Source organism: Pseudonocardia humida (genome assembly GCF_023898865.1).
Lineage (GTDB): Bacteria > Actinomycetota > Actinomycetes > Mycobacteriales > Pseudonocardiaceae > Pseudonocardia > Pseudonocardia humida.
In genome coordinates, this window is record NZ_JAGSOV010000006.1 from 19,045 (window position 1) to 31,899 (window position 12,855).

General features: G+C 74.4%; 12 protein-coding genes. 2 read left to right on the forward strand and 10 right to left on the reverse strand.

Features of this window, described 5'->3' with window-relative positions:
- Positions 1 to 264: 264 nt before the first annotated feature.
- From KDL28_RS01535 to KDL28_RS01560, 6 genes are all read right to left on the reverse strand, one after another.
- The gene (locus tag KDL28_RS01535; protein ID WP_252435313.1) at positions 265 to 1,908 is read right to left on the reverse strand and encodes an AMP-binding protein; all 1,644 of its coding nucleotides are present in this window, start codon (positions 1,906 to 1,908) and stop codon (positions 265 to 267) included.
- Positions 1,909 to 1,991: 83 nt separating this feature from the next.
- The gene (locus KDL28_RS01540; protein WP_252435314.1) at positions 1,992 to 2,885 is read right to left on the reverse strand and encodes an alpha/beta fold hydrolase; all 894 of its coding nucleotides are present in this window, start codon (positions 2,883 to 2,885) and stop codon (positions 1,992 to 1,994) included.
- 173 nt (positions 2,886 to 3,058) lie between these two features.
- On the reverse strand, positions 3,059 to 3,919 hold the full coding sequence (gene sigJ, locus KDL28_RS01545; RefSeq protein WP_252435315.1) for an RNA polymerase sigma factor SigJ: 861 nt from the start codon (positions 3,917 to 3,919) through the stop codon (positions 3,059 to 3,061).
- On the reverse strand, positions 3,916 to 4,809 hold the full coding sequence (locus tag KDL28_RS01550) for an NAD-dependent epimerase/dehydratase family protein (RefSeq protein WP_252435316.1): 894 nt from the start codon (positions 4,807 to 4,809) through the stop codon (positions 3,916 to 3,918). The genes sigJ and KDL28_RS01550 overlap by 4 nt, the downstream gene beginning before the upstream one ends.
- Positions 4,810 to 4,871: 62 nt before the next feature.
- Positions 4,872 to 5,207: an L-rhamnose mutarotase gene (locus tag KDL28_RS01555; protein WP_252435317.1), complete on the reverse strand. Its 336-nt coding sequence runs from the start codon at positions 5,205 to 5,207 to the stop codon at positions 4,872 to 4,874.
- Between the two features lie 155 nt (positions 5,208 to 5,362).
- Positions 5,363 to 6,361 (reverse strand): glycosyltransferase family 2 protein, encoded by a 999-nt coding sequence (locus KDL28_RS01560; RefSeq protein ID WP_252435318.1) that lies wholly within the window; start codon positions 6,359 to 6,361, stop codon positions 5,363 to 5,365.
- Between the two features lie 179 nt (positions 6,362 to 6,540).
- On the opposite strand from KDL28_RS01560, the gene KDL28_RS01565 reads away from it, so the two are divergent.
- Positions 6,541 to 7,428, forward strand: coding sequence for an ATP-grasp fold amidoligase family protein (locus KDL28_RS01565; protein ID WP_252435319.1), 888 nt, complete (start codon positions 6,541 to 6,543; stop codon positions 7,426 to 7,428).
- Positions 7,429 to 7,489: 61 nt separating this feature from the next.
- Here the strand turns inward: KDL28_RS01565 and KDL28_RS01570 are convergent, their stop codons facing one another.
- Together KDL28_RS01570 and KDL28_RS01575 are read right to left on the reverse strand one after the other, a co-directional pair.
- Complete coding sequence (locus KDL28_RS01570) at positions 7,490 to 8,818, reverse strand: lipopolysaccharide biosynthesis protein (RefSeq protein WP_252435320.1); 1,329 nt, start codon at positions 8,816 to 8,818, stop codon at positions 7,490 to 7,492.
- Positions 8,815 to 10,137: a UDP-glucose dehydrogenase family protein gene (locus KDL28_RS01575; protein ID WP_252435321.1), complete on the reverse strand. Its 1,323-nt coding sequence runs from the start codon at positions 10,135 to 10,137 to the stop codon at positions 8,815 to 8,817. The genes KDL28_RS01570 and KDL28_RS01575 overlap by 4 nt, the downstream gene beginning before the upstream one ends.
- 224 nt (positions 10,138 to 10,361) lie before the next feature.
- On the opposite strand from KDL28_RS01575, the gene KDL28_RS01580 reads away from it, so the two are divergent.
- The gene (locus KDL28_RS01580) at positions 10,362 to 11,573 is read left to right on the forward strand and encodes an FAD-dependent monooxygenase (RefSeq protein ID WP_252435322.1); all 1,212 of its coding nucleotides are present in this window, start codon (positions 10,362 to 10,364) and stop codon (positions 11,571 to 11,573) included.
- Positions 11,574 to 11,721: 148 nt separating this feature from the next.
- Here KDL28_RS01580 and KDL28_RS01585 read toward each other — a convergent pair whose 3' ends face one another.
- Entirely contained in the window at positions 11,722 to 11,877 is a 156-nt protein-coding gene (locus tag KDL28_RS01585) for a hypothetical protein (protein WP_252435323.1), read from the reverse strand.
- Positions 11,826 to 12,707: a transporter substrate-binding domain-containing protein gene (locus KDL28_RS01590; RefSeq protein WP_252435324.1), complete on the reverse strand. Its 882-nt coding sequence runs from the start codon at positions 12,705 to 12,707 to the stop codon at positions 11,826 to 11,828. Before KDL28_RS01590 ends, KDL28_RS01585 begins: the two co-directional genes overlap by 52 nt.
- Positions 12,708 to 12,855: the final 148 nt, after the last annotated feature.

Genomic DNA, 12,855 nt, shown 5'->3' on the forward strand with positions numbered 1-12,855 from the left:
CGTCGACATGCCCATGCCGACCGCGTACGCGGCCAGCCGGTCGTCGAGCCAGGGCAGGTCGGGCTGCAGGAGGACGACGATCGCCGGCACCGCCGCGGCGACGACACCCGGCCGCGCGGCGATCGCCGAACGGCCGGTCGTCGCGCCCATCGCCACCGCTTCTCGCCCGGGTCGATCCTGCTCCCGACCGGACCGCCCGACATCACACGGTGGAAGGGCGTCGGCGACCAGCCGGTGACACCGGCGGGGATCAGCGGGCGGGGATCAGCCGGCGTTGCCCGACGGGTCGGCCAGCGCGGCGTCGATCCAGCGCTCCTCGGCACCCGCCCGGTCGGCGTCCGGGGCCGCGACGGCCCGCAGCTCCACCTTGTTGATCTTGGCGAGGGTGGAGCGGGGCAGCTGCGACACCCGGTAGACCGCGCGCGGCCGCTTGAAGTCGGCCAGCAGTTCCGCGCAGGCCGCCTCCACCCGGGCCAGCACCGCGGGCGCGTCGCCCTCGGTGGTCACGAACGCGACGGGCACCTCGTCGAGCGTGGCGTCCGGGCGCCCGACGACGCCGACCTCCAGCACACCGGGCACGCCCAGCACGACCCGCTCGACCTCGGCGGCCGACACGTTCTCGGCCCCGACCTTGAGCATGTCCTTGACCCGGTTCTCGAACGTCAGGTGGCCGTCGGGGTGCGGGGTGACCAGGTCGCCGGTGGCGAACCAGCCCCCGGCGTCGAAGGCGGCCGCGGTGTCGGCGGCGCGGTTGAGGTACTCGGCGAACATCGACAGCCCCCGCACGCCGCGGACCTTCAACTCGCCGGACTCGTCGGGCTCGACCCGCTCGCCGTCCGGGCGCACGACCTTCACCTCGTAGTCGGTGCTGGGCCGGCCCATGCTCATCGGCCGGTTGGGCACGAAGGCGTCGCCGACGACCGGGTGCGAGATCGTCTCGGTCATCCCCCACCAGCCGAGCGTCTTGACCCCGTACGCGGCGTCGATGGGCAGGTCGCACACCCCGGCGCCGAACATCCGGTAGGAGTGCCCCGGCGGCGGGGCCGACTCGACCAGCGCCCGGGTCGACAGCCCCATCAGCGACATCCAGGTGCAGCCGTGGCGCACGGAGATGTCGGCGAACCGGCTGGTCGACCACTTGGGGACGAGCACGAACCGGGCCCCGACCCACAGGCTGGCCAGCATCGAGTAGGCCAGCGCGTTGGTGTGGAACAGCGGCAGGTAGACGAGGTGGCAGTCGTCGGGGCGCAGGGTCTCGTGCGCGGCGTTGACCCGCGCGCCCCACAGCGCGTTGGCCTGGGTCCACAGCACGCCCTTCGGGCGGGAGGTGGTGCCCGACGTGTACTGCACCGAGCAGGGGGCCAGCGGGTCGGTGGGTCGGGGCGGCAGCGCGTCCGGGTCGCCGCGCAGGGCCGCGAACGCCTCCGCACCACCCGCGTGGTCGGACGGCACGCCGCTGTCGTTGCCCGTGCAGGCGGCGAAGCGCAGCCCGGGCGCCGCGGCGGTGACGGTGTCGACGAAGCGCGGTTGGGTGATCACCCCGACGGCCGCCGAGTCCTGCGCGAAGTAGGCCAGCTCGTCGGCGGTGGAGCGGCTGTTCGTGGTCACCGCGACGGCGCCCAGCGCGGCGCAGGCGAACCACGACACCACGAACTCGGGGCTGTTCTCCAGGTGGATCAGCACGCGGTCGCCGGTGCGCACCCCGCGGGCCGCGAGCCCCGCCGCGACGGCGGCCGCCTCCGCGGCCAGCTCGTCGAACGCCGTGGTCACCGGCTCGGCGTCGAAGGGCTGCCACACCACGAACGGGCGCCCCGCGTGGGTGCGCGCCCGGGTGCGCAGCAGCTGCCAGACGTCGGTGCCGCCGAAGGGGTGCAGGCGGTCGCGGGTCAGGTGGTGCGCGGCGTCCATCGGTTCCCTCCCGACCGGGCTCCGCTGCCCGATCTTCGCGACGGTAACCGCCGGGGCGCGGGAACGGGGCGCCCCGACCGGCCTCAGCCCGGGACGTGGAACGCGCTCAGCGCGGCGGCGGTGTCGGCCGGGTTCTGCTCGGGGAAGAAGTGCCCGCCCTCGACGGGCCCGCCGACCACGCCCGGCGCCCACGCCCGCCACACCTCCAGCGGGTCGTACCAGGCCGGGAGCGCGCCCTGGGTGCCCCACAGGACCTGCGTCGGGCAGTCGACGGTGGCGCCCGCGGCGCGGTCGCGCTCGTCGAGCTCGCGGTCGAACCCGGCGCCCGCCCGGTAGTCCTCGCAGATCGCGTGCACGACCTCCGGGTCGGCCAGCGCCCGCCGGTAGTCGCGCACGGCCTCCTCCGGGAACCCGCGCAGCACCCCGTCGAACTGGGCGTCGAGGAAGAAGTACTCCGGGTCGGCGCCGATGAGGGTCTCCGGCAGCGGCGCCCGCTGGGCCAGGAACGACCAGTGCCAGTAGCCCAGCGCGAAGGACCGGTCCGCGCGCGCCCACACCTCGGCGGTGGGCACGATGTCCAGCACGCTGAGCCGGCGCACCGCGCCCGGGTGGTCCAGCGCCATCCGGTAGGCGACCCGCCCGCCGCGGTCGTGGCCGATCACGTGGAACGACTCGAACCCCAGCTCGCGCATGAGCGCCACGCCGTCGGCGGCCATCGCCCGCTTGCTGTGCGCGCCGTGGTCGGCGGTGGCGGTCGGCTTCGAGCTCTCGCCGTAGCCGCGCAGGTCGGGGGCGACGACGGTGAAGTGCTCGGCCAGCACGGGCGCGATCCGCAGCCACATCAGGTGCGTCTGCGGATAGCCGTGCAGGAGCAGCAGCCCCGGCCCGCTGCCGCCGCGGCGCACGCGCAGGGTGACCTCCCCCAGCTCCACCCGTGACAGCTCGAACCCCGCGAACCCCGCGCCACCGTCGGCCATGGTCCGACCCTAATGGCGCGTCCAGCAAGGTTCGCCGGGTATCTCGGCGGCCCAGGTGCCCGCCGGCTGCGGTGCCGGCCGACCCGAGTACGCCTGGTACGAGGGCCGACCGGCGCCTTGCCCGCGAACACCAGGATCCACCGACATACCCACCGACCTCGCTGGACGGGCCACTAGATCCGGCGGAGCTTCTCCGGGTTGCGGACCGCGTCGATGCGCGCGATCCGACCGCCCACGACGACGAACGAGAGTGCGGCGCGGTGGCCGTCTCCGCCGGCGACCACGAGCCCGAGCCGCCCGTTGAGCTCGACCTCGACCGGCCCGTCGGTGAACCCGCGGCCCAACGCCGCCCACGCCCGCCCGACGCGCTCCCCACCGCGCAGCGGCGTGCGCGCGACGACCGCCCGCCCACCGCCGTCCGACGTCCAGACGACGTCCGGGTCGAGCACCGCGACGAGGCGCTGCAGGTCGCCCCCGGACGCCGCCCGCGCGAACGCCCGCACGGCGTGGTCGTGCTCGTCGCGGGAGACCGCGAAGCGCGGGCTCGCCCGCGCGACGTGGCGGCGGGCGCGCGACGCGAGCTGGCGGACCGCCTCCGGCGAGCGGCCGACCACCTCGGCGACGTCGGGGAACGGCACGTCGAACACGTCGTGCAGGACGAACGCCGTGCGCTCCGCCGGGGAGAGCTGCTCCAGCACGGTCAGCAGCGCGTAGCTCACCGACTCGTCGAGGGTGACGCGGTCCGCCGGGTCGGGCGAGGGCACCGGCTCCGGGAGCCACGGGCCGACGTAGGTCTCGCGGCGCGCGCGGGCGGACCGCAGGCGGTCGAGCGCGAGCCTGCCGACCACCGTCGTCAGCCAGGCGTCCAGGTTCTCGATCACCCGCGCGTCCGCGCGCTGCAGCCGCAGCCACGCCTCCTGCACGACGTCCTCCGCCTCGCCGAGGTCGCCGAGCTCGCTGTAGGCCAGCCGCAGCAGCCGCGGGCGCGCCAGCGCGAAGCGCTCCGCGTCGTCGGGGTGTCCTCGGTCGGTCATCCGACGATCCGGGTCCAGGCCTGCGTGGCCGCGCGCATGCGCGGCGCCCAGCCGCCCGCCTCGCGCAGCCTGCGGCTCGACACGCGCTGCGAGCGCGCCAACGGACCGGGCTGCGGCGTCCCCGTCCGGAGGGACCCGACGCCGACGGCGGCGGCCAGCGCGGCGTCGATCTCGGCGTTGGTCGCCGGGTCGGTGTCGGCGACGTTGTAGGTCCCGGCCGGGACGCGCAGTGCCGCGGCCACGGCCGCCGCCGCGTCGTCGAGCCAGATCATCGGCCGGAACGCGCCGGGCGGCCCGACCGCGACCGAGGCGCCGCCGCGCGCGGCCTCCAGCGCCGCCAGCGCCGACTCGCTGTCGGGTCCCAGGAACAGCCCGAAGCGCAGCACGACGGTGTCGCCGTCGAACAGCTCGCGGGCGTTGCGCTCGGCCGTCAGCGCTGTCGTCGTCACGCCACCGCCGACGGCCGGCGCGTCCTCGTCGAGCCACGCGTCACCGCCCTCGGCGTACACGAACGCGATCGACTCCTGCACCAGCCGTCGCGCGCCCGCGTCCCGGGCGGCGCGGGCGATCGCGGCCGACGCCGCGGTGCGCAGGCGGTCGTTCTCCGCCCAGGCCGACGGGTCGGGCATGCGGTCGGTGCTCGGGATGTGCGTCAGCAGGTTGACGACGGTGTCCGCCCCGGCGAACGCGCGGCGCAGCGACGCCTCGTCGAGCACGTCGGCCTCGACGGCGTGCGCTCCGTCGGCCGCCAGCCGCGCCCGGCCGGGCGCGGAGCGGGCCACGCCGGTGACGCGGTGGCCGGCCTGGAGCAGCTCGCGCACCGCGCGTCGGCCGATGACGCCGGTGGATCCGGTGACCACGATCTCGTCCATGCCGTGCTGACGGCGCACCCGGCTCGATCGTGACACGGCCTCCCGCCGCGACGCGCTCACCGCCGGTCCCTCGCGCATCCTCAGTCCATGTGGAAGGCCTCGGCCATGTCGGTCCACGGGCCGCCGGGGCCGTCGGTGAGCCGGCGCTGGCAGGGCTCGGTGTGCGTCCACCAGTCCCGGGTGACCGGGTCGGCGGCGACGGCCGCCATGTCGGCGGCGAAGTCGTCGCCGGTGTACTCGAAGTAGCCGAACAGCAGGTCGTCGTGGATGAAGATCGTGTAGTTGCGGACGCCGGCCCGGGTCAGGGTGGCCTGCACCTCGGGCCAGACGGCCTCGTGCAGGCGCAGGTACTCGTCCCGCCGCTCCGGTCGGACGCCGATGACCTGGCCGATGCGCCGCACGCGCGGAGTGCTCACCGGGACATGATCGCCGGGCGGCTCCCTCGCCCGACCCCCACCCGGCCTCGAGCGGACGACGCGCTCGCGCAGGCAGGTGGGCCGAACGCGCCGCTCGGTCCTGCCCGACCCAGCGGGATGACGGGCTAGTGGGGCGACCAGGAAGGTCCACCGGACTAGACGAGCCGCCCGAGGTGGCGGACCGCGCGCGAGGCGACGGTGGCGCCACCGTAGAGCGCGGAGCGGGTGCCGGTGCGGGCGGCGCGCAGCCGCTCCCGCCCGGCCGGGCCCGCCTTGTGCCACGCCAGCAGCGACTGCCCCCACACGCTGCGGGCCAGCTCCGTCGTGCCGGCGGTCAGCGCCTCGCCCGCCCACCGGCAGGCGAGCTCGTCGAAGCCGTCGCGGTAGGCGAACACCGCCGGGCGCAAGTAGGCCAGCCCGGGCGGCAGGCGGTTCATCTTCGGGGCGTACTGGGCCAGCAGCCGGTCCAGCGCCTCGAACCGCGCCCCCCGGTCGGCGCTGATGCAGCCGGTGCGCATCAGCCGCATGTCGACCTGGTAGCGGCGCACGCCCCAGAACAGCGGGGTCGACGAGCGGGTGGCGATGCGCAGCCACATCTCGAAGTCGACCGCGCTGCGCATGCCGGGGTCGAAGAAGCCGAGCTCGTCGAAGCAGCTGCGCCGGATGAGCAGCGAGCTGCCGTGGTGGGGCGGGTTGTTCTCGACCAGGATCCGGTCGGCGTCGCACGGCCCGGCCGGCTGCCAGCGCAGGCCGACGACCTGCCCGCCCTCGGTCATCACCCGCGTGTGGCAGAACGACACCCCCACCTCCGGCGGGGCCGCGGCGATCGCGTCGAGCTGGCAGCGCAGGAACTGCGGGCCCCACCGGTCGTCGCCGTCGAGGAAGGCCACGAACGGCGCCCGCGCCTGCTCCAGCGCCACGTTGCGGGCGGCGCCGGACCCGCCGTTGGGCACCTGGACCAGCCGGATCCGGTCGTCGGTGGCCGCGCGGGCGCGCACCACGTCGGCGGTGGCGTCGGTCGAGCCGTCGTCCACGACGATGTACTCGAAACGCCCTTCGCTCTGCTGCAGCACGGAGTCGATGGCTTCACCGATCCACGGCTCGACGTTGTAGGCCGGGGTGATCACCGTGACGAGAGCCGACTGGTTTCGCACGCCGGTCAGCCTATTGCCGGAACGGATGGTGAACCGTCCGGTCACCCCGTCCTCATTCGTTCGCGTGAATTTCCGCCCGAGCGGGCGAGGACCGGCGACACTGGGTCACCGGCACCGTTCGCGCCGACTCGTTGGAATGAGGGGTCGACACATTTCGACGCTCCGCTATCTTTTCGGTCGTGTCTTTCTCTGTCCGGGTGAAGGTCGCGCGCCGACTGCGCTTCCTCCCGCACCCGCTGTTCGCATCGGCGATGCACGCGCTGTTCCAGGGCGAGCTGACCACGCTGCGCCGCCCGCGGACCTACTCCCAACTGCTCGCGGCCAGGAACCTGCGTCCGCAGCCCTCGCTCGTGCACACGACCGCCGACAAGTACGCCGTGCGCAGGCACGTGGCCGAGCGGGTCGGGGAGCAGTACCTGATCCCGCTGCTGCAGGTCGTCGACGACGCCGACGACCTCGACCTCGACGCGCTGCGGGGCCCCTGCGTCATCAAGGGGACCCACGGCTGCGACATGACGCTGCTGGTGCCCGACCCGGCCGCGCTGGACCACGAGGCGGTGCGGGCGACGGTGCGCGGCTGGCTCGACACCGACTTCTACCGGGCCGGGTGGCGGGAGAGCCCGTACCGGGGGCTGCCCCGGCGCGTCGTCGTCGAGGAGTTCATCGGCGACGGCCGCACGCCGCCCACGGACTACAAGTTCTTCGTCTTCCACGGCAGGCCGGCGATGGTCGTGGTCGACCAGGACCGGTTCTCCCGGCACACCTCGACGCTGCTCACCCCCGACTGGCGCGAGCTGGCGGTGACCGGGCGCTTCGACAGCGCCGCGGTGCTGCCCCGGCGTCCGGCGGGATACGCCGAGATGATCGAGGTCGCCCAGAAGCTGGGCACCGACTTCGACTTCGTCCGCGTCGACCTCTACGACGTCGACGGCCGGGTGTACTTCGGCGAGCTGACCCACAACCCCGGCGGCGGCCTGGTGCGGCTGCGGCCGCGCGAGTTCGACCGCGCGCTCGGTGAGCTGTGGCGCTTCGGCATGCCGCTGGCCGACCGGTTCGTCCGCCGCTGATCCGCCCGCGGCTGGGCCGACGGGTGCCGGCCCAGCCCCTCCGCGGGCCCGGCCTTCTCCCTCAGCCCACCGGGGCGGGGACCGCGCGGTCGCCGCGGTCGGAGCGCAGCCACGCGACCACCCGCGGGCCCACCGCCACCGCGAGCAGCAGCTCGACGCCCAGCGCCGACCAGCCCATGGCGTCCAGGCCCAGCGGCCCGCACAGCAGCACGGTGCCCCCGATCATGCCCACGGCCTGCACGAACTGCAGCACCGCCAGCGCCGCGGTGCGGTTGTGCAGCCGCGACATCGTGATGTAGAGCGAGACGACGACCCGCGGGAACGTCGAGACCATCAGCAGCTGCAGCAGCAGCGTCGCGTTCGCGCGGTACTGCGGGCCGAACAGCGCGAGCAGCAGCGGCGCCAGCAGCGCGACCAGCGCGGCGGCGGGCAGCACCGTCACCCCGATCCGGCGCAGCACGGCCCGCGCGTAGTGCGCCGCCCGCGCCTCGTCCTTGGCCGCCTCCACGACCAGCGACGACGTGATGCCCAGCGACAGCATGGTCATCGCCACGAACACCGTCTGCGCGGGCAGGAAGTAGGCGCCCTGCTCGGCCCCGAGCAGCACGACGACCAGCACCGGCAGGAACGACGAGGACAGCTGGGTGAAGACCTGGCCGGTGTAGTCGCCGGCCATGTAGCGCACCAGCACCGGGCGCGACGGGGTCCGGTCCTGCGGCGCGGCGTCGCGCAGGTGGCGCGGCAGCACCCGGCGGAAGATCAGCAGGTTGACCGGCACCAGCAGCGCCACCACCGGCAGCGTCCAGGAGGTGAACACGCCCTCGGCCAGCGAGGTCTGCGCGACCAGCACCAGCAGCCCCAGCTTGACCAGCCCGTACACGCCGTTCTCCAGCGGCAGCCAGACCGCGGCGCGCAGTCCGGTGAGCGCGGAGTCCTGCAGGTTGAACACCGACCAGAGCGCGGTCGAGGCGACGAACCAGCAGGCGAAGGGCAGCGAGACGTGCAGCGGGTCGCCCGGGTCGAGCGCCAGGTGGCAGTACGCCATGACCCCGCCCGCCCCGAGCACCGCGACCCCGGCCGAGATCCCGTAGGCCGCCAGCAGCAGCCCGCGCGCCCCCGCGCCCGAGCGCGGCAGGAACCGGATCAGCGCCTGCCCGAAGTTGACCTGGGTCAGCACCGAGACCATCAGCATCAGCGAGACCAGCGCGCTGCCGCGCCCCACCTCGGCCGGGGAGAACGCGTGCGCCGCGACGATCCAGTAGAGCAGCCCGAACCCTGAGTTCACGACGGTGTTGAGCATCAGCGCGTAGGCGTTGAGGTAGAGCGGGACGCCGAGCTCGCGGCGCAGCGCCCGCCCGGTCTCCCCGGCGGTCCGCGGGCCGGCGCTCACGCCGCCCGCCCGACGCCGACCCAGCTGAACCCGGCCCGGCGCACCACCGCGGGGTCGAGCAGGTTGCGGGTGTCCACCAGCGTCGGCCGGGCCACCGCGTCGGCCAGCCGCGTCCAGTCCAGCCCGCGGAACTGCGGCCACTCGGTGAGCACGACGACGGCGTCGGCGTCCTTGGCGGCCACGTACGGGTCGTCGACGACGGTGAGCAGGGCCGGGTCGACCGGCGCCGACCCGCCCGTGGCGAGGCCGGGGTCGTAGCCGACCAGCTCGGCTCCCGCCTGCTTGAGCAGCGCCGCGACCTCCAGGGCGGGCGAGGCGCGCAGGTCGTCGGTGCCTGCCTTGAACGTCAGCCCGAACAGCGCCAGCCGCCTGCGGGTCAGCGAGCCGCCGCGGCGCCCGGTGACCGCGGTGCGGATCTTCTCGACCATCCGCTGGAACTGCCGGGTGTTGGTGTCGATGGTGGCCCGCAGCAGCCGGAACTCGAAGTCGGCCGCGTCGGCGACCTGCAGCAGCGCGTGCACGTCCTTGGGCAGGCAGGATCCGCCCCAGCCCGGCCCGGGCACCAGGAAGGACTGCCCGATGCGCTTGTCGAAGCCGATGCCCTCGGTGACGTCGGCGACGTCGGCGTCGAGCCGCTCGCAGAGCTCGGCCAGCGCGTTGACGTAGGACAGCTTCATGGCCAGGAAGCAGTTCGCCGCGTACTTGATCATCTCCGCGCTGGCCGCGTCGGTCAGCACGGTCGGGGCGCCGAGGCGGGCGTAGAGCGCCGCGACGCGCTCGGCGGCGTCGGGCGAGGAGTTCGAGCCGACGACGATCCGGTCGGGGTTGAGGAAGTCGCGCACCGCGGAGCCCTCCCGCAGGAACTCCGGGTTGCTCACCACGGCGACGTCCTCGCGGTCGAGCAGCTCGGCCGTGCGGTCCGCGGTGCCGACCGGCACCGTGGACTTGTTGACCACCACGCAGCCCGGGGGGATCAGGTCGCGGGTCTCCTCGACGACGGCCTCCACGGCGCTCAGGTCGGCGACCCCGCCCGCGCCCATCGGCGTCGGGACGCACAGGAACACGACCTCCGCGGGCTCCCGCTCGCGCAGCGCGGTGGCCGCGCCGACGACGAAGGACAGCCGCCCCGCCGCCATTCCCTCGGCGACCAGCTCGGCCAGCCCCGGTTCGGATATCCGGACGTCTCCGGCTCTCAGCATTTCAACCTTGGCCGTGTCGATGTCGGCGCACAGGACCCGGTGTCCGAGGGATGCCAGACAGGCTCCGGTGGTGAGCCCCACATAGCCGGTGCCGACGACGACGATGTTGCGCGCGAACACTGAGAAACGCTCCCGTTCGTCTTCGATGTCGGAATCGGCGGATCCCCGCAATACCGACCGAGTGCGGCGTGACGGTAGTGCACGACCCTTTGCCCGCCGACACCGGTCGAATCGACTACCGGTGGTGATTCCGGCCGGCACCGGCATCGCCGGAACGGGTGAGCGGACCGACCGTTGCTATCTTCCGTTCCCCTCCGTTGCGGGAGCGGGAGGCAGGAGAAAATATGAAGATCGTCTGTGTGGGCGGTGGTCCGGCCGGGCTCTACTCCGCCGCGCTGGCCAGGTTGGCCGCGCCGGGTGATGAGGTCGTGGTCGTCGAGCGCAACCCCCCGGACGCCACCCACAGCTGGGGGGTCACCTTCGGCGAGGACTTCCTCGACGACCTGCACGCCAACGACCCGGAGAGTGCGCGGGCCATCCACGACGCGGCGACGGTGTGGACCGAGCAGGTCGTCCGCGTCGCCGACCGGGCACCGGTGCACCTGGGCGGCAAGTACGGCTACAGCCTGGGCCGGGCCCGCCTGCTGGACGTGCTGACCGAGCGCTGCCACCGGTTGGGCGTGCGCTTCGAGTTCGGCCGCGAGATCGGCTCGGCCGACGAGGTCGACGCCGACCTGGTCATCGCGGCCGACGGCGTCGGCAGCCGGCTGCGCACCGCGCACGCCGAGCACTTCGGCACCACGCTCACCACCGGGCGCAACCGCTACGTCTGGCTCGGCACCTCGCGGATCTCGCCGGTGTTCACCTTCGCGTTCGAGCCCACCCCGGCGGGCTGGGTGTGGTTCTACGCCTACCCGTCCACGGCCAGCGCCGGCACCTGCATCGTCGAGTGCGCCCCGCGGACCTGGACCGGCCTCGGGCTCGACACCATGGACCCCGCGGCCGGGCTGCAGATGCTGGAGGGGATCTTCGACCGCGCCCTGGAGGGCCACCGGCTGCTCTCCCCGCCCGACGGCCTGGGCCCGGCCCCGTGGCGGAACTTCCGCGAGGTCCGCAACACGACCTGGCGGCGGGGCGACATGGTGCTCGTCGGCGACGCCGCGCACACCACCCACTTCGGGATCGGCTCGGGCACGGTGCTGGCCGTGCAGGACGCGATCGCGCTGGCCGAGTCGATCCGGGCCTGCGGGGCCGACCTCGCGACCGCCCTGCCCGACTACGACGCCCGGCGCCGCCCGGTCCTCGACGGGGTGCAGGCGATGGCCCGGCGCAGCATGCACTGGTTCGAGAACGTCGACTCCGAGATCGCCACCGGCGCCGACCCGGTGCGCTTCGCGTACTCGTTGCTGGGTAGGCGGGGCGACCAGGCGGCGTGGCAGTTCCGGCTGCACCAGGCCACCCAGATCGACGGCCTGCGCCGGGCCCGGCGCACGATCACCGCCGCCCGCCGCTCGCTGCGCGGCATCCGCCGGAGTTCCTCGCGCTCGGGCGGCTGACCCCGCGCCGGACGGCCCTGTGCTCGCGCAGCGCCGCGAACACCCCCGGCGCGGATGCGGTCGGCGACGGGGTCGTCGTCGGCCGTGGGGGCGAGGTCGAGTCGGGCATGGGTGGGCTCCCTCCGGAGGGTCGGCGCCCATCATCGGGTCAGCCGCCCGCGCCCGGCGGCTGCGCCTCCCCGGCCCCGGTCACCGAGCTGACGTTGAACACCGGTGCCGGCAGCGTCACGTCGCCGAGGCCGTAGCGGACGATCACGTCGGCGTAGGTGCCGTCGTCGAAGAGCTCCTGGAACGCCTTGAGCATGACCGGGCCCAGGCCTCGTCCTTGGGCACGAGCATCGCCAGGAGGTCGGTGCTCGCGCCCTGGCCCTGCGTCTGGGTGACGTAGCTGAACACGCCCTTCCGCACCGTGGTGACGTCGATCGCGGCGGCCTGGGTCATGCCGGCCGCGTCGGCGGGCCCCGCCTGGGCCGCGTCGAGCGTGGCCTTGGTGTCGCCGACGAGCACCGCGGTCGCCTCGGCCGCCCCGCTGCGCCGGCAGAACGCCGAGAGCCGGGCGAGCCGGCCCTCCACCACGCTGCCGGCCACGACGGCCACCCGCTTGCCGCAGAGGTCCTCGGGCTCGGTGGTCCCCGCCGCGGAGCCGACCGGCACGACGTAGGAGGTGTGGGTGGTCATCCAGGTGATGGAGTCGAACTGCTGCTCGCGCTCGGCGGTCGCCTTGACCGGGCCGTTGAACGCGTCGAACCGGCCGGCGAGCATGCCGTCCAGGGCCGCGGGCAGGTCGTCGACCTGCTCCATCTCGACCCGCACGCCGAGCACGCGCGACAGGGCGTCCTGCAGGTCCTTGTCGATGCCGGTGATGGTGCCGTCGAGCCCGATGGTCCGGTACGGCGGGTGCGAGGCGGCGGCGAAGACGAGCACGCCCGCGTCCTTGACCTTCTGCGGCAGCAGGGCGTGCAGCGCGGGCGCGGCGTCGAGGGGCGCGGCGGAGGTGCTCGGGCCGCAGTTCGGAGTAGCCGCAGCCCGCGAGCGCGGTGGCCAGCGCGGTGGCGAGCGCGACGGCGGCGAGGTACCGCGCCGGGGCGGGACGGCGCATTCCTGGTCTCCCTGCGTCGGGTGGCGCCGGGACATCGAGCGGGGCGTCCCGGTTCTGCCGCCGGTGCGGTACGCCCGGCGTCAGAAGTCACCACAGGTGACGAGCGTCTGCCCCAGAGGCGTGCCACCACCCTCGGCAGGACCAACGAGGCGTCATGGTGCCACGGATATCACCGCAATCCGT

What these genes read in the sequence shown, in the direction of transcription:
- KDL28_RS01535 (WP_252435313.1), bottom strand. Translation starts at nt 1,908, where the DNA reads ATGGACGCCGCGCACCACCTGACCCGCGACCGCCTGCACCCCTTCGGC.
- KDL28_RS01540 (WP_252435314.1), bottom strand. Translation starts at nt 2,885, where the DNA reads ATGGCCGACGGTGGCGCGGGGTTCGCGGGGTTCGAGCTGTCACGGGTG.
- sigJ (WP_252435315.1), bottom strand. Translation starts at nt 3,919, where the DNA reads ATGACCGACCGAGGACACCCCGACGACGCGGAGCGCTTCGCGCTGGCG.
- KDL28_RS01580 (WP_252435322.1), top strand. Translation starts at nt 10,362, where the DNA reads ATGAAGATCGTCTGTGTGGGCGGTGGTCCGGCCGGGCTCTACTCCGCC.
- KDL28_RS01585 (WP_252435323.1), bottom strand. Translation starts at nt 11,877, where the DNA reads ATGCTCAAGGCGTTCCAGGAGCTCTTCGACGACGGCACCTACGCCGAC.
- KDL28_RS01590 (WP_252435324.1), bottom strand. Translation starts at nt 12,707, where the DNA reads ATGTCCCGGCGCCACCCGACGCAGGGAGACCAGGAATGCGCCGTCCCG.